25 protein-coding genes are annotated in these 25931 nt (G+C 71.2%); 6 read left to right on the top strand and 19 right to left on the bottom strand.

All coding sequences use genetic code 11. The features are described from left to right. Positions 1 to 11: 11 nt before the first annotated feature. Complete coding sequence (gene htpX, locus Aut01nite_RS04000) at positions 12 to 932, bottom strand: zinc metalloprotease HtpX (RefSeq protein WP_052164387.1); 921 nt, start codon at positions 930 to 932, stop codon at positions 12 to 14. Positions 933 to 1238: 306 nt separating this feature from the next. Here htpX and Aut01nite_RS03995 point away from each other — a divergent pair, with 306 nt between their 5' ends. Then, positions 1239 to 1685, top strand: a complete 447-nt coding sequence (locus Aut01nite_RS03995) for a hypothetical protein (protein WP_043531147.1) — start codon at positions 1239 to 1241, stop codon at positions 1683 to 1685. A 196-nt stretch (positions 1686 to 1881) separates the two neighbouring features. On the opposite strand, the gene Aut01nite_RS03990 is transcribed toward Aut01nite_RS03995, so the two are convergent. The 10 genes from Aut01nite_RS03990 to Aut01nite_RS03945 all read right to left on the bottom strand — a co-directional run bounded on the left by Aut01nite_RS03990 (position 1882) and on the right by Aut01nite_RS03945 (position 11395). Then, positions 1882 to 2088 carry a hypothetical protein gene (locus Aut01nite_RS03990; protein ID WP_043531149.1) on the bottom strand — a complete coding sequence of 69 codons (207 nt, stop codon included), beginning with the start codon at positions 2086 to 2088 and terminating at the stop codon, positions 1882 to 1884. A gap of 118 nt (positions 2089 to 2206) precedes the next feature. After that, positions 2207 to 2956 (bottom strand): HNH endonuclease, encoded by a 750-nt coding sequence (locus tag Aut01nite_RS03985; protein ID WP_052164388.1) that lies wholly within the window; start codon positions 2954 to 2956, stop codon positions 2207 to 2209. Between the two features lie 218 nt (positions 2957 to 3174). Beyond that, entirely contained in the window at positions 3175 to 4647 is a 1473-nt protein-coding gene (locus tag Aut01nite_RS03980; protein ID WP_043531151.1) for an NADH-quinone oxidoreductase subunit N, read from the bottom strand. Beyond that, positions 4644 to 6161 carry a complex I subunit 4 family protein gene (locus Aut01nite_RS03975; protein ID WP_043531153.1) on the bottom strand — a complete coding sequence of 506 codons (1518 nt, stop codon included), beginning with the start codon at positions 6159 to 6161 and terminating at the stop codon, positions 4644 to 4646. The genes Aut01nite_RS03980 and Aut01nite_RS03975 overlap by 4 nt, the downstream gene beginning before the upstream one ends. After that, positions 6158 to 8128 (bottom strand): NADH-quinone oxidoreductase subunit 5 family protein, encoded by a 1971-nt coding sequence (locus tag Aut01nite_RS03970; RefSeq protein WP_043531155.1) that lies wholly within the window; start codon positions 8126 to 8128, stop codon positions 6158 to 6160. Before Aut01nite_RS03970 ends, Aut01nite_RS03975 begins: the two co-directional genes overlap by 4 nt. Then, positions 8125 to 8508 carry an NADH-quinone oxidoreductase subunit NuoK gene (gene nuoK / locus Aut01nite_RS03965; protein WP_043531157.1) on the bottom strand — a complete coding sequence of 128 codons (384 nt, stop codon included), beginning with the start codon at positions 8506 to 8508 and terminating at the stop codon, positions 8125 to 8127. The genes Aut01nite_RS03970 and nuoK overlap by 4 nt, the downstream gene beginning before the upstream one ends. Continuing rightward, complete coding sequence (locus tag Aut01nite_RS03960) at positions 8508 to 9026, bottom strand: NADH-quinone oxidoreductase subunit J family protein (RefSeq protein ID WP_204037435.1); 519 nt, start codon at positions 9024 to 9026, stop codon at positions 8508 to 8510. Before Aut01nite_RS03960 ends, nuoK begins: the two co-directional genes overlap by 1 nt. After that, a complete protein-coding gene (locus tag Aut01nite_RS03955; RefSeq protein ID WP_043531160.1) occupies positions 9023 to 9670 on the bottom strand; it encodes a NuoI/complex I 23 kDa subunit family protein in 648 nt (215 codons plus the stop codon). Before Aut01nite_RS03955 ends, Aut01nite_RS03960 begins: the two co-directional genes overlap by 4 nt. 52 nt (positions 9671 to 9722) lie before the next feature. Then, complete coding sequence (gene nuoH, locus Aut01nite_RS03950; RefSeq protein ID WP_043531162.1) at positions 9723 to 10679, bottom strand: NADH-quinone oxidoreductase subunit NuoH; 957 nt, start codon at positions 10677 to 10679, stop codon at positions 9723 to 9725. After that, positions 10679 to 11395, bottom strand: coding sequence for an NADH-quinone oxidoreductase subunit C (locus Aut01nite_RS03945; protein ID WP_083999804.1), 717 nt, complete (start codon positions 11393 to 11395; stop codon positions 10679 to 10681). The genes nuoH and Aut01nite_RS03945 overlap by 1 nt, the downstream gene beginning before the upstream one ends. Before the next feature lie 134 nt (positions 11396 to 11529). Here Aut01nite_RS03945 and Aut01nite_RS03940 point away from each other — a divergent pair, with 134 nt between their 5' ends. Both Aut01nite_RS03940 and Aut01nite_RS03935 read left to right on the top strand, forming a co-directional pair. After that, positions 11530 to 12066 carry an RNA polymerase sigma factor gene (locus tag Aut01nite_RS03940; RefSeq protein WP_236643083.1) on the top strand — a complete coding sequence of 179 codons (537 nt, stop codon included), beginning with the start codon at positions 11530 to 11532 and terminating at the stop codon, positions 12064 to 12066. Then, entirely contained in the window at positions 12059 to 13036 is a 978-nt protein-coding gene (locus Aut01nite_RS03935; RefSeq protein WP_043531166.1) for a hypothetical protein, read from the top strand. The genes Aut01nite_RS03940 and Aut01nite_RS03935 overlap by 8 nt, the downstream gene beginning before the upstream one ends. 6 nt (positions 13037 to 13042) lie before the next feature. Here Aut01nite_RS03935 and Aut01nite_RS03930 read toward each other — a convergent pair whose 3' ends face one another. Continuing rightward, entirely contained in the window at positions 13043 to 14335 is a 1293-nt protein-coding gene (locus Aut01nite_RS03930; protein WP_083999820.1) for a DUF2252 domain-containing protein, read from the bottom strand. 49 nt (positions 14336 to 14384) lie between these two features. On the opposite strand from Aut01nite_RS03930, the gene hemC reads away from it, so the two are divergent. Then, positions 14385 to 15305, top strand: a complete 921-nt coding sequence (gene hemC / locus Aut01nite_RS03925) for a hydroxymethylbilane synthase (protein ID WP_083999808.1) — start codon at positions 14385 to 14387, stop codon at positions 15303 to 15305. Here hemC and Aut01nite_RS03920 read toward each other — a convergent pair. From Aut01nite_RS03920 to Aut01nite_RS03895, 6 genes are all read right to left on the bottom strand, one after another. After that, on the bottom strand, positions 15295 to 16569 hold the full coding sequence (locus Aut01nite_RS03920) for a vanadium-dependent haloperoxidase (RefSeq protein ID WP_043531170.1): 1275 nt from the start codon (positions 16567 to 16569) through the stop codon (positions 15295 to 15297). The genes hemC and Aut01nite_RS03920 overlap by 11 nt on opposite strands. Before the next feature lie 154 nt (positions 16570 to 16723). Then, positions 16724 to 17257 carry an NADH-quinone oxidoreductase subunit B gene (locus tag Aut01nite_RS03915; protein ID WP_043531172.1) on the bottom strand — a complete coding sequence of 178 codons (534 nt, stop codon included), beginning with the start codon at positions 17255 to 17257 and terminating at the stop codon, positions 16724 to 16726. Between the two features lie 4 nt (positions 17258 to 17261). Further along, positions 17262 to 18407 (bottom strand): Fic family protein, encoded by a 1146-nt coding sequence (locus tag Aut01nite_RS03910; RefSeq protein WP_043531174.1) that lies wholly within the window; start codon positions 18405 to 18407, stop codon positions 17262 to 17264. Positions 18408 to 18436: 29 nt separating this feature from the next. Further along, positions 18437 to 19882, bottom strand: a complete 1446-nt coding sequence (locus Aut01nite_RS03905) for a pyridoxal phosphate-dependent decarboxylase family protein (protein ID WP_043531176.1) — start codon at positions 19880 to 19882, stop codon at positions 18437 to 18439. A 55-nt stretch (positions 19883 to 19937) separates the two neighbouring features. Next, the gene (locus tag Aut01nite_RS03900; RefSeq protein ID WP_043531179.1) at positions 19938 to 21230 is read right to left on the bottom strand and encodes a beta propeller repeat protein; all 1293 of its coding nucleotides are present in this window, start codon (positions 21228 to 21230) and stop codon (positions 19938 to 19940) included. 22 nt (positions 21231 to 21252) lie between these two features. Then, the gene (locus tag Aut01nite_RS03895) at positions 21253 to 22671 is read right to left on the bottom strand and encodes an MFS transporter (RefSeq protein ID WP_373871444.1); all 1419 of its coding nucleotides are present in this window, start codon (positions 22669 to 22671) and stop codon (positions 21253 to 21255) included. On the opposite strand from Aut01nite_RS03895, the gene Aut01nite_RS03890 reads away from it, so the two are divergent. Further along, on the top strand, positions 22640 to 24031 hold the full coding sequence (locus Aut01nite_RS03890) for a gamma-glutamyltransferase (protein WP_043531183.1): 1392 nt from the start codon (positions 22640 to 22642) through the stop codon (positions 24029 to 24031). The two genes, Aut01nite_RS03895 and Aut01nite_RS03890, sit on opposite strands and share 32 nt — an antisense overlap. Positions 24032 to 24171: 140 nt before the next feature. On the opposite strand, the gene Aut01nite_RS03885 is transcribed toward Aut01nite_RS03890, so the two are convergent. Then, positions 24172 to 25095, bottom strand: coding sequence for an NAD-dependent epimerase/dehydratase family protein (locus Aut01nite_RS03885; RefSeq protein ID WP_043531185.1), 924 nt, complete (start codon positions 25093 to 25095; stop codon positions 24172 to 24174). A 110-nt stretch (positions 25096 to 25205) separates the two neighbouring features. Between Aut01nite_RS03885 and Aut01nite_RS03880 the strand changes: the two genes are divergently transcribed. Next, entirely contained in the window at positions 25206 to 25928 is a 723-nt protein-coding gene (locus Aut01nite_RS03880; protein WP_083999810.1) for a TetR/AcrR family transcriptional regulator, read from the top strand. Positions 25929 to 25931: the final 3 nt, after the last annotated feature.

Below are 25931 nucleotides of genomic sequence, written 5' to 3'. Positions count from 1 at the left end.
TGTCACGTTGATCACGCGGCGTGCCTGGTCAGAGCGGCCTGCTCATGCAGACGGCGAATTCGCTCCACCATCGGCGGGTGGGTGGAGAACAGAGCGGCCACCCCACCACCGGAGAACGGGCTGGCGATCATCAGGTGCGCGGCGCTCGTCAACCGGCCGTCGGCGGGCAGGGCCGCGCGTCGCGTACCGAAATGAATCTTCTCCAGGGCACTCGCCAGCGCGAGCGGATCGCCGGTCAGCGTGGCGCCGGAGGCGTCCGCCTGGAACTCCCGGTTCCGGCTGATCGCCAGCTGGATGACCGACGCGGCGAGCGGACCGAGAATCATCATCATCAGCAAGCCGGCCGGATTCGGGCCGTCATCATCGCCCGAACCGCCGAACGGTAGGAAGAACGCCAGGTTCGCCAGCATCGTGATGATGCCGGCCAGACCCCCGGCGACACTGGAGATCAAGATGTCGCGGTTGTAGACATGGGACAACTCGTGACCGATCACCGCGCGCATCTCACGCGGCTCCAACAGGTTCAGGATGCCGGCGGTCACCGCGACCGCGGCGTGCTCCGGGTCACGGCCGGTCGCGAACGCGTTCGGCTGCGAGGCCGGAGAGACGTAGAGACGGGGCATCGGCTGGCCGGCGGTCGTCGCCAGCTCACGGACGATCCGGTAGAGACCGGGCAGCTCGGGCTCGGTCACCGGGCGGGCGCCCATCGCCCGCAGCGCGATCCGGTCGGAATAGAAGTAGCTGACAGCGTTGGTGACCAGCGAGATGATCACCGCGAGGATCAGGCCGGTGCTGCCTCCGAGCCAGTAGCCGACAGTCAGGATGAGACCGGTCAGCAGACCCAGCAGGGCGGCCGTTTTGAGGCCGTTGTGGTGGCGATGCACGTTCACTCCTTCAGGTTGCGGGCTTGTGACCCGCCCTCCACGGAACATCGGCCGGCATCGTGTTCATCCGAGTGCCCGCTGTGACTTCGCTGAACACCAGCGAGGGCTCGGGATGGCGGTCATGACCGGCTTTGCCGGCTTTCTTCGGGGGTACGCCGTGCGTCGCGGCGTTCGCGGGCACGCCTCCCGCCCCGCCTTTCGCGGGCACGCCTCCCGCCCCGCCTTCACGGGCACGCCTCCCGCCTTGCCTTCACGGGCACGCCTCCCGCCCCGCCTTCGCGAGCACGCCTCCCGCTCCGCCGAAAATGTCAGGGGGTCCGGATAGCGTCCTCGGGAGAACGATGAGGAGGAATCATGGGCGCTTCCTGGTGGAGTTACCACGTCCCCTACCAGCCTGATCTGCAGGCGGCGCTCGACGGGTTGCGGGAGCGGGCCTTCGCGGAGGGTGACTACTGGTGGGCGGTCCCCCGTCAGAACAAGACCTCGGCCGCCGACTTCCCGGACCGGCCACGCACCGAGGAGGAGCTGTGGGCCGAGGAGATCGTGCAGGATTCCGGCACTCACTCGATCCTCGACGTGCGGGAGATCGTCACCGTCCCGGGGCGGGCCACGTGCGGGACCGTTCATGTCGTCGATGAGGCGGAGGCCCTGGAGCGGGTCGGGGTGGCGAGACCGACCCGGGAGCACGTGGCGGAGTTGGAGCCGCTCGCCACGGAGCGGTGGGTCGGGCGTTGCGCGGTCCTGCACGACCAGGCCGGTGAGCCGGCGGAGATCTACTTCTGGGGTTTCTCCGGGGATTGACCGCGGAGGCTCACCGTCGCCGGCCGCCGATCAGGTGGCTTCGACGAACGACGGCGGGTGACAACAGCGCGGGACGGCCAGGGCAATGCCCCGCGTTCACCTCTTCCCGAAAAGCCCCCTGCCGTGCTGGGAGCATCCCGGCTCTCACCGCCCGGCCGTCGGGTAGTGAACGCCAGGATGCCCCCTGGCACGACTCCTAGCGGGCCGGCTGCTTCGCCGTCAGGCGGTCGAAGACCGCGTAGGCCGCCACGGTGACGAGAATCGGGTTCACCGTGAACGGGAAGCGCCATGCGATCGCGCCGAGCGCCAGCGCCACGAGGGCGATCAGCAGGACACGCAGAGACACCTCACCGTCTCCGGGATTCCGCGGCGGCTCCGGCGGCGGGATCTGACGTAGGCTCAAGGTTGGATCCTTTCTCCATGGGTTTGGGGCGGGTTCCTTCATGGCGGCACCCGTTGGAGCGGGTGCCGCCACACTTGTCACTGCCGCCCGGGACGATGGCGATCCCGGGGGCAGACGGTCACTGCGCCAGGTGATCGGCCAATCGGCCGAGGATCTCGGCACGCTCGCCGGGCGGCAGGCGGAAGATCGCGGAAGCGGCGGACTCCAACGGGGACGCCTCACGTCGGCCACGGATCAGCCAGGCCAACAATCTGGCCTGGTCTTTCGGGGAAAGGCTGACGGCCCGCGACCACGCCTCCTCAGCTGACGCGACAGGTGGGGCGGAGCCGACGGCGACGTTGCAGAGCGAGCACAGGGTGATCAGGTTGCTCGCATCGGTCCCGCCGCCATGCATGATCGGCGTGATGTGCTGGACCGTCAGGTGGGCTTGCGAGGTGGGATCCTCCGCGTACGGCTCGCCGGCGAGGACACCGCAAGCGGCACACCGATATCCGTCGCGCAATAGCACCTGATGGCGGACGCTCGCCGAGATCATGCGGAGACCGTCGGAGCGGTGCGCCTTCTCCCAGACCGGTGAGCCGATCTTGACCAGACGGTATTCGTCGGGCCGAAGGGATCGATCGTCGCGCGGCCCCTCAATCCCCCAACCGCCAGGGCGGAGGTCACGGAGCCGCCGCCCGATCTCCGAGTGACCCGGGAACGCTTCCCGGAGCTGAGCCAGTGTGAACGTGTTTCCTTCGCCGACCTGCGACACCAAGAACAGGGCCAGCCGGACCCGCAGCCCCCATTTCTCGTCACGCCAATCCGGGAGCGTGGCAGCTTCACCCTCCCGGCTCAGGGGCTCATTCGCTCTCTCCTCCACGGTCACACCATAGCATGCCGCAGGATGCTACGGCATCTACGGCAAGTTCGTGAGTCGTCCCCTGCCGCGCCCTCGAACGATTCGCGGCAATGAGGTATTCACGCCCATGGCCCACACGGAGGTCACAGGTCGAGGCAAGACCGCATGGGGCACGCGGCGCGTGGAACTGGTCAAATGATTGATTCGCGGCAACCCACGGCAAGTTACGGCATGCCGATCGGCGTCTACATCAGCGCGCTGAAGACCAACTGGGGAGCGAAGCCGACAACGACGGCAACCGTCGCGGCGATCAGGAGGGTCACGATGACCGGGCGGGTGACCGTGACCCGGGGATGGGTGGCGTCGTAGACCAGGATCGGGTCGGCGACCGCGATGCCGGGCTGGGCGGGAAGGGTGTAGAGGAGGGCGGCGACGCGGATGTAGTAGGCGAGCGCGATCACGGCGTTGATCACGACGACGACGGCCAGCCAGGTCCAGCCTTCGGTGACCAGCGCGCCTACCACCGAAACCTTGGCGAAGAGGCCGGCCAGGCCGGGTGGCAGCCCGGCGAGGCCGGCGAGGGCGAGCACCATTGCCGCACCCAGCCAGGGGTGGCGGCGGGCGGCGCCGCGGTGGTCGTCGAGGGTTCCGCCGTCGGCGCCGGGTGGGCGCAGGGCGGTCACCACGCCGAAGGCGATGAGTTCGAGGATCACGAAGAACGTGGCGTAGGCGAGGGCGGCGGGGACGCCGGGGGCGCCCATCGTCAGGGCGGCCAGGATGTAACCGGCCTGGGCGATCGAGGACCAGGCCAGGAGGCGGACCATCCGGGTCTGCCGGAGCGCGACCAGGTTGCCGACGGTCATCGTCAGGACGGCCAAGGCGGACATGACCGCGCCGGTGTCCAGCCGGGACACGATGGCGGCCAGGGCCAGGACACCGCCGAGCTTGGAGGCGGTGGAGAGGAAGGCGGCGATCGGCAGCGGCGAGTCGTCGTAGGTGGCGGGGGCCCAGGCGTGCAGCGGGACCGCGGCGACCTTGAAGGCGAGGCCGATCACCAGCAGGGCGGCGCCGACGCCGGCGAGCGCGGCGAACGGGGTCGGGGCGGGGCCGAGCAGGTTCAGGTGGACGGTCCCGGTCGCGGCGTAGTTGAGGGCGATACCGAGCAGGGCGATCGCCGTCGAGATGACGCTGATCAGGAAGAACGTGACGGAGGCGGAGGCGGCTCGGGTCGCGGCCCGGCCGTCGGCTGCGGAGTCGTCCGGGGCGGAGCGGCGGAGGCCGACCAGGATGTAGAGCGGGAGGGTGAGGGTTTCCAGGCCGACGATCAGGGTGAGGAGGTCGCCGGCGTAGGCGATCGTCACTCCGCCCGTCATCGAGCAGGCCAGCAGGAAGCAGAACTCACCGGCGGGGGCCGTCCCGAGCCGTAGGGCCGGCAGGGAGAGGGCGAGGACGGCCGCGGTCAGGGCGGCGAAGAGGGCGGCGGTCACGGCGGCCGGCCAGGTGGGGACCCAGGAGCAGCCACCGGTCGTACAGAAGGTGGGGTCCCACGGGCCGACCGCGAGGGCGCAGACCGCGGTGGCCAGCGCCCCCAGCAGGGTTGCGGCGGCGGTCACCGCGCGCTTGGCCACGAACAGGTCGGCCAGCAGGGCGAGGACGGCGGTGGCGGCCGCGGCGTACAGCGGCAGCAGCGCGATGTGGTCGACGGCCTGGCTTCTCACCGGCGGGCTCCCAGCAGGGTGGTGAGGGACTCGAAAGTGCCCTGCAGGACCAGGGCCGGGACGATGCCGACGGCGATGGTCAGCAGAACCAGAGGGGTCCAGGCCAGCCATTCGGTACGGGAGAGCGCCGGTGGCATCGCGTGCGTCTCGGGGGTGGCGGGGCCGTGGGTGAGCAGGCGCAGCAGACGCAGGAAGTAGGCAGCGGTGAGGGCTCCGCCGACCGCGGCGATCGACGCCAGGGTGATCCATAGGGGCCCACCGCGCTGGACGGCGGCGACCACCGCGAAGGCTTCGCCCCAGAAACCGGCCAGGCCGGGCAGGCCCAGCGAGGCGACGGCGGCGAAGCCGAACAGGCCGGCCAGACGGGGGGCGGTCTCCCGGAGGCCGCTGAGCTGGTTCAACGAGCCGGTGCCGGTGTGGTCTTTGATCGTGCCGGCCAGGAAGAACAGCAGGCCGGTGATGAGGCCGTGGGCGATGTTGCCGACCAGGGCGGCCTGGATTCCGGTGATCGACAGGGTGGCGATGCCGAGCAGCACGAAACCCATGTGGCCGACGCTGGAGTAGGCGATCAGGCGTTTCAGTTCGGTCTGGCGCAGGCAGATCAGGGCGCCGGCGACGATCGCGATCACGGCCAGGATGCCCAGGGCGGGCGCGGCCCAGGCGGCGCCGAGCGGGGCGACGCCGACACCGACCCGGATCAGGCCGTAGGTGCCCATTTTCAGCAGCACTCCGGCCAGGATCACCGAGCCGACGGTCGGGGCCTCGGTGTGCGCGTCGGGCAGCCAGGTGTGCAGCGGCCAGAGGGGGGCCTTCACCGCGAACGCGACGGCGAGCAGGGCGAACACGGCCTGCTGGGTGGTGGCGGTGAGCTGCACGCTGCCGGTCAGGTCGACGAGGTCGCCGGTGCCCGCTCTCGCCACCACGATCAGGACGCCGAGCAGCAGCAGGACCGAGCCGGCCAGGGTGTAGAGGACGAACTTGCGGGCCGCCGCCCGGCGCCTCGGGCCGCCCCAGCCGGCGATCACCGCGTACATCGGCAGCAGCACGACCTCGAAGAACAGGAAGAAGAGGACCAGGTCCAGGGCCAGGAAGGTGCCGAGGACGCCGACCTCCAGGACCAGCAGCAGCGCGGCCAGGGTGCGCCCGGCGCCGCCGGAGGGGACCTTTCTGATCGTGTACGCGCAGCAGAGCAGCGTGAGCAGCCCGGTGAGCGCGATCAGCGGCGCGGACACCCCGTCGACGCCGAGGTGGAACTCCAGCCCGAGGGCCGGCACCCATGGCAGGTCGAGGTCGATCCACGGTTCCAGCCCACTGGTGTACTGGTCCCATCTGCGCGGCATGTCCCCCTGATAGGCGAGCGGGGCCAGGGACAGCAGGAACGTCATGGCGGCGAAGACGGTGGCGACGATCCGGGCCTGCCGGTCCCGGGTCGCCGGGATCAGCGCGACCAGGGCGGCGCCCAGGGCCGGCACCGCGAGCAGCGCCAGGAGCAGCGCCTGTTCCCCGTGAATCATGCGACGGCTCCCCACCACGCGATGGCGCCGAGCAGCAGCGCGGCGGCGCAGACGGCCACGGCGGCGGCCGGCAGCGGAAGTCGGTGCGCCTCCTTGAGCGCGTCGCCGGCCCGGCTGGTTCCGGCGCCGGTTCCCATGACGGCCGCGTCGACGATGTGGGTGTCGGCGGCGGTGACGTACCGGGCGAGGGCCTGGACGGGGCGGACGACGAATCGGTGCTGGACGTCGTCGAGGCGGAAGCCGGCGGCCAGGAACGGCCGGGCGCGGCCCAGCGCGGTCGCCGGGTCGGCGCCGGGGACGGCCCACCAGAGCCAGAACGCGGTTCCGGCGCCGGTGGCGAGCAGCAGCATCGGCAGGGCGACGGCCACACCGAGGTGCGGGTTCTCGAGTTCGAGGGCGGTCCGGAAACCCGGGGCGAAGGCGGCGAGGCCGAGAAGGGCGGCCGGGATCGCGAGCAGGATCAACGGCCAGCGCATCAGCGCCGGTGGGTCGTGCGGTTCGGCGGGGCGGTGGTAGCCGGCGTCGTCGAAACCCACCTGCCAGGACGGACTGTGGAGCCGGGCGTCGTCGAGACCACCGGCCGAGGGAGGACCGTCGGTCAAGGGAGGGCCGTCGGCGCGGGAGGCGCCGAAGAAGGCACGCAGCAGCAGGCGGGTCGCGTACCAGGCGGTGATCCCGACCGAGAGCAGCGCGGCCAGCCAGACCAGCCAGGCGGCCCAGGCCGGGGCCGTCTCGCCGCCTTCGGTGGCGTGCGCGGCGGCGGTCAGCACGTTCTCCTTGGACCAGAAGCCGGAGAGCGGCGGCAGGCCGGCCAGCGCGCCGAGACCGATCACGAACGACCAGAAGGTGACCGGCATGTGCGTGCGCAGGCCGCCCATCCGGGACAGCAGGTTGGTGCCGACCGCGTGGATCACCGCGCCCGCCGCGAGGAACAGCAGGGCCTTGAAGGCGGCGTGGGTGAGCAGGTGGAACAGGGCGGCGGCGGGCGAGCCGACGGCCAGGGCCCCGGTCATGTAGCCGATCTGCGACACGGTCGACCAGGCCAGAACGCGTTTCAGGTCGTCCTGCGCGGTCGCGGACAGGGCGCCGATCAGGATGGTGATCGCGGCCATCACGGCCAGCGTCGCGAGCGCGGCCGGGGACTGCTGGTAGAGCGGGTAGAGCCGGAACACCACGTAGACGCCGGCCGCGACCATGGTGGCGGCGTGGATCAGCGCGGAGATCGGGGTCGGGCCGGCCATCGCGTCGGGCAGCCAGGTGTGCAGCGGGAACTGCGCGCTCTTGCCGGCCACCCCGGCCAGGATCAGCAGCAGGGCGGCGGTCAGCGCCGTCGTCGAGTAATCGTGGGTGAGGACGGTCGCGAGTCTCGTGCTGTCCGCACCGGCGATCAGCACGGCGAGACCGAGCAGGAAGCCGACGTCACCGACCCGGGTCACCAGGAACGCCTTGACCGCGGCGGCGGGCGCTTCGGGAAGCCGGCGGTCGTGGCCGATCAGCAGGTAGGAGCAGGCGCCCATCACCTCCCAGCCGATCAGCATGACGATCAGGTCGCCGCTGGTGACGACCAGCAGCATGGCGCCGGTGAAGAGGCTGACCTGGGCGGCGTACGGCGCGTAGCGGGGGTCGTCGTGCAGGTAGGCGATCGAGTAGATCTGCACGAACAGGGCCACCAGGGCGACGGCGACGGCGACGTAGGCGGCCGCGGCGTCGACGAACGGGGTGAGCCCGACAGTCAGCGAACCGAAGGTGGCCAGATCGATGCCGTTCCCCACGGCGTCTGCGCCGGTCATCGGGGCGATACCGGCCAGGACGGCGAGGACCAGCGCGACTCCGGCGCCGGCGACACCGATTCCGGCGGCGAGGCGCCGGCGGGCGCCGTCACCGTCGCCCGGGGGCAGGAGAAGACCGATCAGACCCGCGAGCAGCGGTACGGCCGGGAGCAGGAGCCCGGGGACGTCGGCACTCACCCGGCCACCCGTTCCTCGTCGGTGTCCTCGTCGCGGTCCAGCCGCACGTCGTCGACCACGACGGCCTTCCGCATCCGGTAGTACTGCAGGATGATCGCCAGCCCGACGCCGACCTCGGCGGCGGCCAGGACGATCACGAACAGGGCCAGGACCCCGCCGGTGCCGGGCGCCGCAGCCGCGGGGCGGGCCCACGACTCGACGGCGACGCCGGTCAGCGCGGAACGCAGGGAGACGTCGGCGGTGACCAGGATCAGGTTGACGGCGTTCAGCATCAACTCGACGGCCATCAGCACCAGGACCGCGTTGCGCCGGCGCAGGACGCCGTAGACACCGAGGCCGAAGAGCAGAGCGGCGACGACGTACGGGATGACGACGTGCATCAGTCCCCTTCCGTGGCCGCGCGGGCGCCGATGTCGGGGCGGGACAGGACGATCGCGCCGACCAGGGCCGACAGCAGCAGGATCGAGATGACCTCGAACGGCAGCACCCAGGCGCCGAAGATCTGCTCGCCGACCCGCTCGGCGGTCGCCGGCTCCGGGTACGGGTGACGCACCCAGCGGAACGCGTCGGCGAACAGGACGGCCAGGCCGATGCCGATGCCGCCGCCGATCAGGGCGGCCGGGAGGGCGGGCCGGTCCAGGTCGGGTGACGGGCCGATCGGGGCGCGGGTCAGCATCACCGCGAACAGCAGCAGGACGACGACCGCGCCGACGTAGACCAGGATCTGCACCCAGGCGACCAGTTCGGCGCCGAGGACCAGGTAGAGGCCGGCGATCGCGCCCAGGCTGACGACCAGGTAGAGGCCGGAGCGGACCAGGTGGGAGCTGGTGACGACGAGGGCGCCGGAGCCGACCGCGACAGCGCCGAGCGCCAGCAGGAGCACGTCGGCGACGGTCACTTGTCCGTCTCCGGGGCGGGCTCGGCTGCCGGGGGCGGCGGGACGGCGGGCGGCGCGGTGGCGGGCGGCCTCGTACGTACGCCACCCGGTCTTGCGGTCTTGGCGGCAGTGGCCGCACCCGGACCGGCTGCCTTGCGCGCCGCCGTCGCCTCCTCCTTGGAGGGCTCGCCGAGCACGTCGTGCACCGGAGGCGGCGGAACCGTGCGCATCCACTCGCCCAGCCGGTCCTTGTCGTGCAGCAGCGAGAGGACGTCGGTCTCGGCGTACTCGAACTCCGGCGTCCAGTGCAGCGCGTCGAACGGGCAGACCTCGATGCAGATGCCGCAGTACATGCAGAGGGAGAAGTCGATGTCGAACTTGTCCAGCACGTTGCGCTGGCGGGCGCGCGCGGCGCCGGGAACGACGACCTCCTCCTTGTGCGAGTCGATGTAGATGCACCAGTCGGGGCACTCACGGGCGCAGAGCATGCAGACCGTGCAGTTCTCCTCGGACAGCGCGATCACGCCCCGGGACCGCGGGGGCAGATCGGGTTGCACGTCCGGGTACTGCTGGGTGGTGGACCGCCGCGTCAAGGTCTTCAGCGTTACGGCGAGCCCGTCGAGCAGGCCCTTGCCGGGCACGTTGCGCTCACCGTTCTCACTCACAAGGGAACATCCTGCCCGTTCGGCCCGGTCGGCGCGACCTTGCCCCGGCCTTTCAGAGGAGTGACTTCACCGCGACGGTGAGGACGAGCTGGGCCAGCGAGACGGGAACCAGGACCAGCCAGCAGAGACGCTGGAGCTGGTCCTCGCGCAGGCGGGGGTAGGTGACCCGCAGCCAGATGATCACGAAGGACAGCGCGCCGATCTTCAGCAGCGTCCACAGCCAGCCGAACGTCTCCTCGAACGGGCCGTGCCAGCCGCCGAGGAACAGGACGGTGGTCAGGGCGGCGATCACCACGATGCCGACGTACTCGGCGAGCAGGAAGAACGCGAAGCGCAGGCCGGTGTATTCGGTCATGTAGCCGAAGACCAGCTCGGAGTCGGCGATCGGCATGTCGAACGGCGGGCGGCGGATCTCGGCCAGGCCGGCGATGAAGAACACCAGCGCGGCCGGGGCCTGCCAGATCAGCCACCACGGCTGCCACGCCTCGACGATGCCGGGCAGGCTCAGCGTGCCGGCCGCCATCGCGACGCTCGCCGCGGCCAGGACCAGCGGGAGCTCGTAACCGAGCAGCTGGGCGGCGCCGCGGACGCCACCGAGCAGGCTGTACTTGTTGGCCGACGACCAGGCGGACATCAGAACCGCGACCACGCCGATGCCGAGGACCGCCAGAACCAGGAACAGCCCGATGTCCAGGCTCTGCGCGACCAGGCCGGGGCCGAGCGGGATGGTCAGGATGACCACGAGGTACGGGAAGAGGGCGACGATCGGGGCCAGCTGGAAGACGGCCCGGTCGGCGTCGCGCGGGGTGATGTCCTCCTTCTGGACGAATTTCACCCCGTCGGCGACGAGCTGCGCCCAGCCGTGGAAGGCGCCCGCGTACATCGGGCCGACCCGGCCCTGCATGTGCGCCATCACCTTGTGCTCGGCCTGGCCGATGACCAGCGGCAGCACCAGGAAACCGGCCATCACCGCGGCGACCCGGATCAGGAGGTCCAACCAGAGCGGCATCAGCTCTCCCCCTCGGTCCTCGGCGGGCGCACGGGCCGAGCCGGGCGCTCACCGGCCGGGCGCACCGGCCGCTCACCGCGCGCCGGACGGGCCGGTGTCTCCGGCGGGGGCACCTTCCCCTTCATCGGGCCCCACTCGTTCGGGTCGGGGACGCCGGGTGGGCGCACCGGGGCACGCTTGGCGGCGCCGCCCTCCGACTCCCCCGGCTCCTTGGCGCCCGGCCACGGCTTCGCCACCCGGGCGGCCAGCACGAACTCCTTGCGCAGCGGATGGCCCTCGAACTCCGGCGGCAGCAGCAGCGGGCGCAGGCCCGGATGCCGGGCGAAGACGATGCCGAACATCTCGAACGTCTCCCGCTCGTGCCAGTCGGCGCCCGGATAGAGGTCCACCAGGGACTCGATCTCGGGACTCTCCCGCGGGACCCGGGCCCGGAGCAGCACACCGTGCCGGCGTCGGGTCGACCACAGGTGGGCGAGCACCGAGAAACCGCCGTCCAGCTCGTCCACGGCGGACAGCCAGTCGAAGAAGTCACAGCCCAGAGCACCGGCGTCGCGGGCCGCCTCGGCCGCGAACCACCAGCGGGCGGCCGGCACGTCGACGACGGCACGGGCGTGGCCGGGGCCGCCGCCGGACACGCCGGCGGTGATGGTGCCCTTCTCCGGGTCGTCGGTCGCCAGCAGGTGGACCAGGCGTTCACCGACCTCTTCGGGCGTCATGCGTCACATCCTAGGGTTTGGAGATCCGGCCGGCTGTCAGTGCTGTCTCGGCCGGGCCGAGACAGCACTGACAGCCGGCCGGGGTCGAACCGCAACCGCACGCCGGACCGGAACGTGTAGTCGCCGTGACAGTCATCGCCAGACACCGATCGGAGACGCCGGCCGCCGTGCACCACGACCCACCGTCGTTCGATGAGGTCTACGCCGCGCACTATGCGGGCCTCACCGTGCAGCTGTACGCATACTTCGGCGACCGGCAGGAGGCCCAGGACGTCGTGCAGGAGGCGTTCTGCCGGGCGCTGGCACGCTGGTCCACGGTCTCCCGGTACGACAGCCCGGCCGCCTGGATCCGCCGGACCGCCTGGAACCTGGCCGTGAGCCGGTGGCGGCGGGCCCGTACCGCGCTCAACTTCCTGCGCCGGCAGCGGACCGACGAGCCGCAACTGGCCGGGCCGACCGGTGAATGGGTGGCGCTGGTGGCCGCCCTCGCCGAACTGCCGGCGACGCAGCGCCGCGCGATGGTGCTGCACTACCTGGGCGACCTGACGATCGCCGAGATCGCGGAACGGGAAGGGGTGGCTCCGGGGACGGTCAAGTCGTGGCTGCACCGGGCCCGTGGAACACTCGCCGGGCTGCTCGGCGCCGAGGCCTCGGGGGTGGCCAATGTCTGACCAGCTGGAAGAGATCTTCGTTCGGGCGCGCCCGGACGCGATCCGGGAGGTGCGCCCGCCGGGTGCGGAGGCGGCCCGGTCGACCGTACGCCGCCGCCGTCGCCGCCGGGCCGTGGTGCTCGCCACCGCCGCCGTGTTCGCCGTCCTGGGGGGCGTGGTCACCTGGATCGCGCCGTCATCACCTCCGCCCACACCGCCCGCCGCCACCCCGGTCGATCTGCCCGGCGCCGCGAAGGCCGCGCTCGGGCCGGTCACCGCCCCGGCCGCCGTCGCCGTCGCGCAGCAGGCCGCGGTGAAGTCCACATGGAAGGCCACCAGCGCCAGTCACCTCGGTGAGCTGACGCTGCGGGCCGCCTGCGCCGGAACCGGCACGATGACGCTGATCGTCGACGGCATCCCGGGTGGCGAGAGCCTCGAGAAGGAACCCGTCGAGGTGACCCGGCTGAAGCTGCCGTGCACGGACCGGCCGGAGCCGGCGACCGAACGGTATGTGCTCGGGCAGGGTTTCACCACCGTCGAATACCGGATCGAGGACGCGGCCGACGCCGAAGGCCGGGCCGTCTTCGCCTTCCGGGTCACCGTCGAGACCGGCAAACCGCTCGACGGGTCGGGGGACGACTCGTACGCGATCAGCGCCCTGCGACTCACCGAGGAGCAGAGCAACACGGGGTACGGGTTCGGCTCCCCCATCGACGAGAACCGGAGCCACGAGGAGGAGGTGCCGTCCCGGTTCGGCACACGGTTCCGGGTGATGACCGCCTGCACCGGCATCGGCACGCTCACCATCGAGCTCCGGCAGGCCGGCGGGAAGCTCGTCGACACGACCACGGCGACCTGTCGGTGGCCGGCGAAACGGTACGACTGGGAACCGGCCCGGGGCAGCGGGAAACTCGTCCTGCACGTCGCCTACCAGCCGACCACCGACTCGCGGGCGGGCGCCGACTTCATGATCCAGCTGGAGAAGCGGTAGCCACTGTCACAGGCCGGGCAGGCGGTCGTTGCGGAACACGTCGACGAAGTCCTGGTGGTCCTCGCGGGCCTGGTCACCGTACCGGTGCGCGAACTCCACCAGGTGCCGGACGAAACCGGCCTCGTCTTTGTCGACGACCGCGACGATCGCCTCCTCGGTGGAGAAGTCGACCAGGTCGTGACTGGACTCGTCGTCGGCGACCGAGTGCATCCTGGCCACCGCGCGGCCCAGGTCGGCGATCACCCCGGACAGCTCCTCCGGCTCGTTGACGTCCGACCAGTCCAGGTCCGCGGCGTACGGCGACACCTCGGCGACCAGCTGCCCCACCCCGTCCAGCTCGGTGTAGCCCAGCCACGGGTCGGCGTGCGCCTGCAGGGCCAGCTGCGACTCGGCCGTCCGGTGCCCCTGATGCGTGAAGTAGCCGCGGACCCGGTCGTCGTCGATCCAGCGGGCGACGGCCGGGACCTGCGCCTGCTTCATATAGATGATCACGTCGTTCTCCAGGGCCTCGGTGTGCCCCTCGAGCAGCAGGTTGTACGACGGCAGCCCGGCCGACCCGATCCCGACGCCCTTGCGCAGCTTGATGTCCTTGATGTGCAGCGACACCGGCCGGGCGCCGTCGTTCGGCAGCGTGGACAGGTAACGGCCGAACGCCTCCCGGACCTTGGCGTCGACAGCCTCGTCCACCTCGTAGACACCGTCGCCGAGCGAGAACCGCCGCTCGTAGTCGTCGATCGTGGTCTGCTGGGCGAGCAGGCCGACCCGGGTGTTGAGCCGCGCCTCCTGAAGCACCCGCCGCAGCACGCCCGTCGCGTTCTTCAGGGTGATCGAGCCGATCGCGTCGTCGCCGCCGTGCGCGATCGCCCGCAACTCGGTCAGGTACGCCTGCGCGAACGTCGTCACCAGCGCGGTGATGCTCTCGTCGGAGAGCGCCTTCGAATAGCCGATCAGCGCGACACTCGCCGAGAACCTCTTCAGATCCCAGCTGTACGGGCCCACGTACGCCTCGTCGAAGTCGTTGACGTTGAAGACCAGGTGGCCCGACGAGTTCATGTAGGTGCCGAAGTTCTCCGCGTGCAGGTCACCGTGGATCCAGACCCGGCTGGTCCGGGCATCCAGGAAACTGTCGTCACGGTAGTCGCCACTGAGGTCGGCGTAGAACAGCGCGGCGCTGCCCCGATAGAAAGCGAACGGGGACGCCGCCATCTTCCGGAACTTGCGGCGGAACGCGGCCGGGTCGAGCGCCATCAGCTCGCCGAACTCACGGGTCAGTACGTCGATGATGAAGTCGGCCCTCATGCCGGTCACGGTACTCAGCCGGAGCCTGCCAGCGGTTACCCTTTCCGCTATGTCCGCTTCCCGCTTGGTGCGTATCGGCACCCGCTCCTCCCCCATGGCTCTGGCCCAGGTCGAACGGGTCCGCCGGATGCTCGCCGAGCGGCGGCCGGACGTCACCGTCGAGGTGGTGGCGCTGTCCACCAGCGGCGACCGCTGGCAGGGCGCGCTGTCCGAGCTCGGCGGCAAGGGCGCGTTCACCAAAGAGGTCGACCAGGCGCTGCTCGACGGGCGGGCCGACCTGGCCGTGCACTGCGTCAAGGACGTGCCCGGGGACCGGCCCGCGCCGGCCGGGACGGTGTTCGCCGCCTACCTGGCCCGCGACGACGTGCGCGACGCCCTGGTGGACCCGGCCGGGCGGCGGATCGAGGACCTTCCGCCGGGGACGAGGGTGGGCACGTCGGCCGTACGCCGCATCGCCCAGCTCGCCCTGCACCACCCGCACCTGACCGCCCTCCCGATCCGCGGGAATGCCAACTCCCGCCTGGCCAAACTCGACGCCGGCGAGTACGACGTGCTGCTCCTCGCCGTCGCCGGCCTGCACCGCATCGGCCTGCCGGAACGGATCACCCATCCGATCGAGGTGGACACCTTCGTGCCCGCGGTCGGCTCCGGCACGCTCGTGCTGCAGTGCCGGCAGGACGACGAGCCGCTGCTGGAGATCGCCGCCGCGCTCGGGGACCGGACGACCGCGCTGGAGACCGAGGCGGAGCGCACCATGCTGCACATCCTCCAGGGCAGTTGCAGCTCGCCGATCGGCGGTTACGCGCGCAGCGAGCCGGACGGGCGGATCAGCCTGCGCGCCCGGGTCATCAGCCTGGACGGCAAGACGGTCCTGGACGCCCACGAGTGGGCGTCCGATCCCGTCGTCCTCGGCACGTCGGTGGCGGCGTCCCTGCTCCGCCAGGGCGCCCGGGAGATCCTCAACGCCTGACCGGCCGGGCGAACCCGCGGAGCACCTCCTTCGTGACCGCCGTGCCGAGCCGGTCACCCAGAACGGCCGCCTCCCGGTAGTGCACACCCGCCCAGATCCGGGCCAGCTGCACCTCGGCCTGCGCCGCCGCGAAGCTCGTGAAGTAGCGGGTCGTGCCGGAAGCCGGGCTGTAGGCGTGGAACGGCACGTCGTCACGCCCGAAGAACGTCCGGAAACTCACCATCGTCGCCGACGTGTAACAGGTGTGCCCGGACGGCCACTCCGCCGACGGGGCCGTCACCCGCAACGGCTGCCACGACGGATCCGCGACCGTCGCCGGGTTGCCGTCGGTGTCGGCCAGCGGAATCGCGGTCACCGGCCGCCACAGGCTCCAGCGGCGCTTCTGCTGATAACACGAGATCAGCGCGTCCACGGTCGCCATGTCGGTCTGCGCGAACAGGCGGGCCGTCTGCAGGTCGCTGAGCCGCCGGCTCGTGGCGAGCACTCGCCGGAAATCCCACTCCACCATGTCGTAGTCGTCCCACCAGATCGCCGCCTCCGTCTGCCCCGGCGTGCGGACCGTGCTCGTCGCCGACCCGAGAGCCTTCACCTCGTTCAGCTGGCGCGCGTACTCGGCGCTGGTCAGCGAGGGCGGGCCGGCGACACGGTAACGGCTCGGGTCGCGGACGACGAACGGCTTCAGGAACGCGTACCAGGCGCCGGTCTGCACGAAGCCCGGCGGCGTCAGCCGGTACTCGCCCGGCGCCGTCCCGACCGGCCACGTCACGCTCGTGTCGAACGCGCCGTCACCGGCGCGCTCCGCGATCATGGCGGCGGCGGTCGCCTCACCGACGGCGATGCCGCCGCGCTTCGCACGACCATCAGGGATCTCGGCAAGCTCTTCGGCGTACCGGGCCCGGAGCGCATCGGCCTGCGCCGGGAACAGCGACAGCAGTACGTGGTGGGCGGCAGCCGCCACCGCGGCGGGCACCGAATCGCCACGGTGGGCGCGTGGCGCGATCAGGTACGGCTCGTACGGGGTGCCGGAGATCGCGTTGACCGCGTCGTAGACGGCTCCCTGCACCATCGCGAAACTGCGGGCGGCCGCGTTCGGCGACTGCCGCGCGGTGTCGTAGATGGTGGCCTGGGCGTGGGCGTGCCAGGCGACGACGGAGTTGGGGCGGGCGGCGTCGGCCCGAGCCGGGGCCGGCGCCAGCACCGATGGAACGGTCAAGGTGAGCGCGGTCGCGACGACCACGCCGAAGAACCTGCGGAAACGTGGCATGTGAAACCCCCGGTTGGCTGGAGTTGCCGTTTCGCACGAACGGCATCCAGCCTTCAAGCGGGATGGAGCGGGTGCAACGCAGTGACGGACTTCCGCCTCATCCATTCATATCCGTGGATAAATGAGGCAGGCTGTCAGATCCGCGTGCCACCGTTCACTCCGGCTGCGCCGGCGGTCTCACCAGAGGGGCCGTCAGGGCCAGCGGGTCGGGGCGGTGCACGCCGCCGAGACCGGACTGCTCAGCGGCGATCTTCTCCTGCAGGCGCAGGATGCCGTGCAGCAACGCCTCCGGCCGCGGCGGGCAACCGGGCACGTAGACATCCACCGGGACGATCTGGTCGACACCCTTGGTGACCGAATACGAATCCCAGTACGGCCCGCCGCAGTTGGAACACGACCCGAACGAGATCACATACTTCGGCTCGGGCATCTGGTCGTACAGCCGCTTGATCGCCGGAGCCATCTTGTCGGTGACCGTACCCGAGACCACCATCAGATCCGCCTGCCGCGGACCATGCGCGAACGGGATCACCCCGAGCCGCATGAAGTCGTGCCGGGCCATGCTGGACGCGATGAACTCGATCGCGCAGCACGCCAGCCCGAAATTGAACACCCACAGGGAATAGCGGCGCCCCCAGTTCAGCACGAACCGGATGGGTTCCCCGAGCACTCCTGGCAGACCGGCCATCCGGTCAACCTAACGCATCCGGGTACGGCCGGCTCAGCGTCATCGGCGTCCGCGCCACCTCCAGCACCCGCTCCGGGAACCGCGGCCCCTCGGTGTAGTAGCGCGCCCGCGTCCGCCCGACCGGCTCCAGCAGCCCCGCCGCCACCAGATCCCGCAGATCCCGCTGCGCCTGCTGCAGCGTCAATCCTTCGGCCTGCTCATACCGAGCCCGTCGGACACGATCGTGCACCGCGACATCATGCAACGCTGAAACCATTCGCTCATCCAGGCCTGCAGAACCGGCGAAGGACAGGAGAAGGTCCCACACCGCAGCGGATCGACTCGCTTCACCTTGCACAGCCTGCGCCTGCTGGTGATAGGCAGTGAGATTGAACCGGATCCAACTCGAGACATCCTGATCCGGGCGATAGGTGGCACCTCGGCGCTTGAGTTCCAGGTAGTAGCTCCAAGTGTTCTGCGACCGGCCGAGCCATGCCTCGATCGACGAGAACTCCGGAGCGAGTACGCCCTCTCGAGAGATCACGAGGGTCTGCAGCGATCGAGACATCCGGCCGTTGCCGTCAGGCCACGGGTGGATCGACACCAACTGCAGATGTGCCATGGCTGCGCGAACCAGTGGGTGATCGCTGCAGTCGGCATTGAGCCATTCCACCAATTCAGCCATCAGTCGGGGAACCTCGGCCGCATCCGGCGCCGTATAGGCGACGGACCTCCGGTTGCCGCCGTCGGTGACGTAGACGGAACCACGCCGCCACTGGCCGGCGACCTTGTCCCGAGTGTGGCGATGGCCCTGCAACATCCAGTGCAGTGAGTTCAGGAGACCTTTACTGTATGCGAAGTCAGGGACGTCGTGCAAGGACTGCACATAGGTCATCATGCGCAGGTAGGCAAGGGTCTCCTCCCGATTCTCGTCGGAGACGTCGACGTCCCTCTCACCCGCCATCAGATCCTGGACATCGACGGTCGAGACGCGGAAGCCCTCGATGGTGTTCGAGGCGGCCACCGCGTCAGCGGTGAGGAAGTCACGGAGCCCCATGACCCACTTGGCGGGGCCGGCCTGGAGTCGATGACGCAGACTGTGGCGCATCTCGTCGATCTCGGCCAGAACCTGACCGTCGGCTGCGGACAGGACCGGAGCCGGATACAACATGGAATCGATCCTACGACGCCGTCATCGCGTCATCGCGTTTCGCCGTTCCCCTGCCGTGGCGGCTCGGCCGGGCGCTGGAGGAAGCTGAGGAAGCCGGTCAGCAAGGCTTCGCGGAGGGCCGGTGGGGCGGCGTTGAGGATGGTGTTGACGGTGGCCATCTCGGTGAAGTCGCCGCCGGTGAGGCCCACGCCGTCGGCGAGGGAGGCGATCAGGTCGGGGGTGACCGTCTCGGGGGTCAGCGGCGGGAGCGGGGGAAGCTCGATCGGGCCGCGGGCGGTGGCGGCGGCCACCGCGTCGGCCAGGTCGGGGCCGAACGAGGCGGCGGTGTCGTGGACCGCGGCGGTGACCGTCAGGTGGAGGGTCGGCGGGAAGTCGGCGTAGGCCATCTGGGGCTGGGTGTGCCAGCCGCGGGCGGCGAGCTCGTCGGCCAGGACGAAGAGGTCGACGCCGTCGGAGGCCAGGCAGACGACGCTGGTCTCGGCCGGGGCGAAGAGGCGTACCCCGTCGGTCCGGGAGACCGCGGAGGCCAGGACCGTGACCGCGTCGCGGGTCTTGCGGGCCAGGTCCAGGTAGCCGGTGTCGCCGATGCTGCGGAGGGTGGCGACGGCGGCGGCGATCGGGCCGCCCGAGCGGGTCGACGAGATCACCGGATTGATCATGGTGTAGCCGGGCCAGTCGGCGTAGGCGAAGTACTGCGGTCGGCGCAACTCCTCGGAGGCGTGCAGCAGGATCGACACACCCTTCGGCGCGTACGCGTATTTGTGCAGGTCGACCGAGATGCTGGTGACGCCCGGCACGGAGAGGTCGAAAGCGGGCCGGGCAGCGTCCAGGCGGCGCAGGTACGGCAGGATCCACCCGCCGAAGCAGGCGTCGACGTGAAAACGGATGTCGTGGGCGGCGGCGATCGCGGCGATCTCCGGGATCGGGTCGACGACGCCGTGGGCGTAACTCGGGGCGGAGGCCGCGATCAGGACGGTTTCCGGGGTGACTGCCGCGGCCATCGCTTGCGGGTCGGCTCTCCACCCTTTCACCGGTACGACGTCGAGCTCCACCCGCAGGTAATGCGCCGCCTTCGCGAACGCGGCATGCGCGGTCGACGGGATGAGCAGCCGAGGCGCGCGGATCGACGGGTGGGCGTCGCGGGCCGCCTTGACGGCCAGGATCAGGGACTCGGTGCCGCCGCTGGTAACACTGCCGACCGTCCGCTCATCCCCGCCGAGCAGTTTGGCCGCGGCGGCGACCAGGGCGTTCTCCATCGCCAGCAGGGACGGGAACGCGGTCGGGTCGAGGCCGTTGACGTGCGCCGACGTGGCGTGGGCGGCCTGGGCCAGATCGTCCAGGCCGTCCAGGGCGGGATCATAGACGTACGCGAAGAGGCGACCCCCGTGCGTCGGCAGGTCAGCGCCCCGCAACCGGTGCAGCTCAGCAAGGATCTGCTCGGCGGGGACGCCCTTCTCCGGCAGCGCATCGATCATGCCCGTGACGCTAGTCGCCGGCCGCGGCCCGCGCATCGGCGAAACATAGCCGGCGTCAACCGCCGGCCGCGGCCCCCACGGCGGCGGGACGCAGCCAGAGATCCCGGTTCCCGGCGATCAGCACCCGCCCGTCACGCAGGGTGGTCACTGCCTGGGGTGGCGAGTCGCCGCACCCGAGTTCGCCCCGTCTCCACGGTTTGCCGCCGTCACCGACCCAGACCACACCGCAGTACTCGGGACGCTGGTCGACGGCGGGCCGGGTGGCGTCGTCGATCGAAGCGACGGCGACGATCGTGCCGCCGGGCGTCACCGTCACGTCCCGGATCCGGCCCACCCCCATGCCGGTGGTGACACCCCGATCCCAGCGCAGGCCGTCGGTGCTGGTCAGCACGACGGTGTCGTCCTGTGCGCCGGACTCGTGGTCGACGCCGCCGAAGGCCAGCCACCGGTCGCCGGCCCGGACCAGCCGGGTCAGGAGCAGATGCTGGGGCAGATCCTCGACCGCGGACACCTGCCAGGTCCGACCGCTGTCGGTGGAACGCCAGGTGGCCGCCCGGCGCGGGCCGGACCCGATGGCGACGATCGTCTCGCCGGCCGCGGCGAGCACCCCGATCACCGGCTGCGCCTCCATCCCGGCAGCCGGTCCGGGCAGGTTCACCGGGCTCAGCGTCCGGCCGCCGTCGCGGGAGATCAGCAGCACCGGCGCGGTACTGCCCGGGTTGCTCCGTCCGGCGTCGAGCACCACCGTGCCACGACCGGTGACCGCCAGCTGCCGGATCGAGCTGCGGGTGCCCTGCCCCTCGAAGCCGGGCTCGGCGAAGTCGTCCCGGGCCAGCCGCTCGACCTGTCCTCCGGGCCGGTACCGGATCAGGCCGGAACTGTCGGCGGCCAGGATCGACCCGTCGCGCTCGAGCACTGCCGCGTCCGCCCCGATGCCACCGCCGGGCCAGCCGCTCGAGACATCGGGCGGCCCGTCGCCGGCCCGGGTGCTCCCGTCCGGCGCCGGATCCAGATCGAGACGGTCACAGGTGGCCGGTCCGGTCCAATTCGCGGTGACCGCCCGGTGGCCGTTCTGGTAGGTGCCCAGGCCCAGGGCGCAGTCGCCGACCGGAAGCAGCGCGCGCACGCCGTCGCCGGGCGGGATCCAGTCGCTCGCGGAAGCCCACTGGACGGCATCGGGATGCTGGACGAACCCGAGATCCGCCGCCGGCACGTCACCGAGTCCCCGGTGCGGCTCCGGACCCGCACTCGGGCCGCCGCCGGGGGCCGTCCGGACGCAGGAGGCGAGGAGGACGGCGCCGGCCGCCAGCGCGGTGATCGCCCGGAGGCGGGAGAGCTGAGGACTCACCCGGCGATATTGACCGCCGTCGTCAAGACGCGGTCTGCCGGGTGTCCCGGTAACCGCGCAGCGCCACCATCGCCGTTCCGACGAGGATCGCCGGCACCAGCGTGAAGCCGAGCAGCACCCCGAGGCGGGCCGTGCCGCTCTGCGCCGCCGACTCGCCGCTGGACGACGAGGCGTACCCGAAGATCTGCAGCAGCACCGCGTAGATGCCGGGGCCGAGGGCCAGTCCGAGCGTCTCGCCGGCGGTCCACAGGCCGGTGAAGACACCGGCCTGGCGGCGGCCGGTGCGCTCGGTGTCGTACGCGATGCAGTCCGGCAGCATCGCCAGCGCGAAGACCTGCTGGCCGGCGTAACCGGCGCCGACCACGGCGACGATCAGGTAGACCGCCACCGGCGACAGCGCCCGGGCGGTGAGCAGGGCCAGCGCGCCCACGACGAAGAGAACCGAGGCGGCGACGAGGGAGCGGAGCTTGCCGTGTCGCCTGCCGACCGCGGTCCACAGTGGCATGACCAGCAGGGCCGGGCCGACGAACGCGGCGAACAGGAAGGTGGCGCCGGACTTCTGCCCCAGCACGTGATCGGCGAAGTACTGGACGCCGGCCAGCATGGTGCCGATGCCGGCGGCCTGGACGACCCAGCAGATCAGCAGGGCGCGGAACGGGGCGTTGCCGCCGGCCACGCGCAGTTGCGCACGGAGGGTCGGCTCGGATTCGCCGGCGGTACGGGACTGTGCTTTCCGCGTACCGAGGAAGGTGGCGATCGTGCCCACGATGATCAGTGAGCCGACGAACAACCCCGACCACCGGTGACCCTCACGGCCGCCGCCGGTGGTCTCCACCACCAGCGGGGCGAGCGCGCCGGACACCAGGATGGCCAGGGCCAGGACCGCGACGCGCCAGGTCATCAGGCGGGTCCGCTCGGCGTAGCCGTCGGTGAGCTCGGCCGGCATCGCGACGTAGGGCACCTGGAAGAAGGCGAACGCGGTGGCGGCGGCGAGGAAGGCGACGGCGACGTACGCGCCGGAGGCGGCCCCGCCGGCGAACGGCGCGGCGAAGATCGCGGCGAACAGCACGCCCAGCAGCAGGCCCGCCACCAGCAGGAACGGGCGGCGCGAACCGGTGCGGTCGGAGATCCGGCCGGCCACCGGGTTGACCAGTACGTCCCACGCTTTCGGGAGGAGCACGAGGAGTCCGGACACGCCAGCGGCTACACCGAGCGTGTCGGTCAGATAAGGCAGAAGAAGCAAACCGGGCACCGTGCCGAACGCGCCGGTGACCAGGGACCCGAGGGCATAACCAGCCAAAACGCCGCGAGGCAGAACACTCGACGGGGTTACCACGGGAGGGGGACCGGCGGCCGTCATCGACGCGCATCGTAACCATGATCGGGCTGCTCCGCCTACGCTCGCCGCTATGAAAAGCGTTGCTGCCGGCGTCGCCGCCAGTCACCCGGCGACCGCTCGCACCGGGTTGCGCGTTCTGCAGTCCGGAGGTACAGCCGCCGACGCGGCAGTGGCCGCCGTACTGGCCTGCTGTGTGTCGGAGACCGTCTACACCGGGCTCGGCGGCGGCGGTTTCGCCACCTTCTTCGAGGCCGCCACGCAGGAGGTCACCTGCCTGGACTTCTTCGTCGCGGTGCCCGGGCTGGACGACGATCGCAAACCGTCACCGATGGTGGCCGTGGACGTGTTCTTCGGCGGGCTGCCACAGATCTACTCGATCGGCGGGGCCAGCGTGGCCGTGCCGGGCGTCCCCGCCGGGCTCGGCGAGGTGCACCGGCGGTGGGGCAAGCTGCCGTGGCCGGACGTGGTGGCGCCGGCCGCGGGCCTGGCCCGGACCGGGGTGCTGCTGCCGGACGCGCACGCCCGGACCCTGGAATCGTGCGCGCCGGCGCTGGCGTACGGCGACGGGGCCGCCCTCTACCAGCCGGGCGGGCGGTTGCTGCAGGGCGACGAACTGCTGTTCCTGCCGGGGCTGGCGACCGCGATGGACGCTCTGGCGGTGGACGGTCCGGAGATCTTCTACACCGGGGAGTACGGGAAACTGCTCGTCGAGACGGTACGGGCAGCCGGCGGGACGATCGGGCCGGCCGACCTCGCCTCGTACCGGGTCGAGTCGGTCGGGGTGGCCCACGCGACGTTCGCCGGGCACCAGGTCCACGCCAGGCACGATCTGAACCGGACCATCGACACGATCGCCGCGCTGCCGTCCGATCTGTCCCGGCCGTCGCGGGCGCCCGCCGTCGCGACGGCGCTGATCAACCGGGGTCAGCAGCGGCTCGGCGACACCACGAACGTCTCGGTGGTGGACGCCGAGGGCAACGCCTGCGTGATCACCACGACGCTCGGGCTGGGCGCCGGGGTGTGGCTGCCCGGCCTCGGCGTCAACCTGAACTCGATGCTCGGCGAGGGCGAACTGCTCACCGACGAACTGGCGCCGGGGCGGCGGATGTCGTCGTACATGTGCCCGCTCGTGGTGACCGCGCCCGACGGCGGCCTCGCCGTGGCGGCCGGGTCGGCGGGAGCCTCGCGGATCCGGACCGCCCTGGTGGACACGCTGCTCGGCGTGCTGGTCGACGGGCTGAGCGTGCCCGAGGCGATCGCGCGGCCCCGGTTCCACGTGGTCGGGGACACCGTGCACGCCGAGGCCGGCTGCCCGCCGGGCGAACTCGCGGAGCTGGCGGCGGCCGGCTGGCAGATCGTCGAGTGGCCGGACATCGACCACTACTTCGGCGGCGTCACCGCCGTGGGCCGCGCCGGCGCGGCCGGCGACCCCCGCCGTGGCGGGGTCGGCCTCCTGCTCTGACAGGACGGGCCGCTCACCCCGCGCGGACATCTCATTCCGCGCGAGCGGCTTCCCGCGCGGGCGGCCCACCCCGCGCGAGCTGGCTCACATTGTGCGAGCTGGCTCACATTGTGCGAGCTGGCCACATCGTGCGAGCTGACTCACATCGTGCGGGCGGCGATGGAGGCGGCGTCGGTGGCGGTTTCGCGGAGCGGGATGTCGAGGCTGGTGGCGGTGAGGCCGAAAGTGCGCTCGGTCAGGGCGGCGTCCAGAAGGAACGGCGCGTAGAACTGGTAGTCCATCTCGGCCATCTCGCGGGCCATCGGGACGGCCAGGCCGGCAGTGCGCATGACGAAGCGGGGCAGTTTGCGGATCGTCAGGCGGGGCTGGCCGGTCAGGGCAGCGTAGCGGTCGGCCAGCTCGCGGATGGAGATCGCCGGGGCGGACGGGACGTGCCAGGCCTTGCCCCAGGCGCGCTCGTCGCGGGCCAGCTCGACCAGGGCGCGGGCCATGTCGCCGGTGTAGGTGAAGGTGTGCGGGGCGTCCGGGGCGCCGGGGACCCAGGCGGTGCGGCCGGCCTTCATCGCCGGGAGCAGGACCGCGGAGAAGACGCCGACCGCGCCGGCGCCCAGGTAGTCGGAGCCGCGGGCCTCGACCGTGCGGACGCCGCTGTCCAGGGCGTCCTGCCACATCCGGATGCGGATGCGGCCTTTACGGCCGGTCGCGGCGAGCGGGCTGTGCTCGGTCATCAGGCCGCCGGGCTGGGGGCCGTAACCGTACAGATTGCCGGTGATGGCGTAGACCGCGCCGGACGCCTTCGCCGCGGCGATCATCGCGTTGTTCATCGGGAACCACTTCTCGGCCCACTCGGTGTACTTCGGGTTCGCGCAGTTGTAGACGACCTCGGCGCCGGTGGACAGCTCGGTGAGGCGGCGGGCGTCGGACGCGTCGGCGGCGGCCCGCTCGATCAGCGGATGCTCCGGGCCGCTGCCGCTGCGCGTGACGATGCGGACGCGCTCGCCACGCTCGGCGAGCAGGCGGGCGACGGTGGAGCCGATGGGGCCGGAACCGATGACGACATGCATGACGTTCTCCCTGCTCGCTTTTGTGAGCACTGCTCTCTGCTGAGAACAACGATTACACAGACAGTGCCGCAGATGCAAGAGCAGTGCTCTCGTTATGGCACACTGGCCACATGAGTGCGAACGAAACGCCCCCCACCCGGACGAAAGGCGCGGCGAACCTGCGGGCCAGGGTGCGGGCCGAGATGACCGAAGAGATCAAGACGGTGGCACGGCAGCACCTGGCGACCGACGGGGCGAACCTGTCGCTGCGAGCCGTCGCCCGGGACCTCGGGATGGTCTCGTCCGCCGTCTACCGGTACTACGCCAGCCGGGACGACCTGCTCACGGCACTGATCATCGACGCGTACAACGCGATCGGCGAAGCCGCCGAGCGAGCCGCGGCCGAGAAGGCGGCACCGCTGGACAAGTGGCTGGCGGCCGGGCACGCGGCACGGGACTGGGCGCTGGCGAACCCGCACGAGTGGGCGCTGATCTACGGCAGCCCGGTGCCCGGGTACCAGGCGCCCCAGGACACCGTCATCCCGGCCACGCGGGTGTTGCTGCTGCTCGGGGCGATCCTGACGGAGGCGTACACCGCGGGGGTCCTGGCTCCGCGCGAACCGCTCGCCGGGCTCTTCGCCGAAGAACTCGAACCGATCGCCGCTTCGGTCCTTCCCGACCTGCCGGTCCGGGTGGTGGCCGACGCGATCACCGCGTTCATCCAGATGGGTGGCGCGATCAGCGCGGAACTGTTCGGGCAGCTCAACAAGTCGATCGAGGAGGACCGTCGGGGCTTCTTCGAATATCAGCTGCGCACACTGGCCCGGACCGCCGGCCTGGAGGAGAAACCCTGAGCG

Origin of the sequence: Actinoplanes utahensis, assembly GCF_016862455.1 — a bacterium.
Classification (GTDB): domain Bacteria; phylum Actinomycetota; class Actinomycetes; order Mycobacteriales; family Micromonosporaceae; genus Actinoplanes; species Actinoplanes utahensis.
This window is presented reverse-complemented; position numbering and strand designations above follow the sequence as displayed.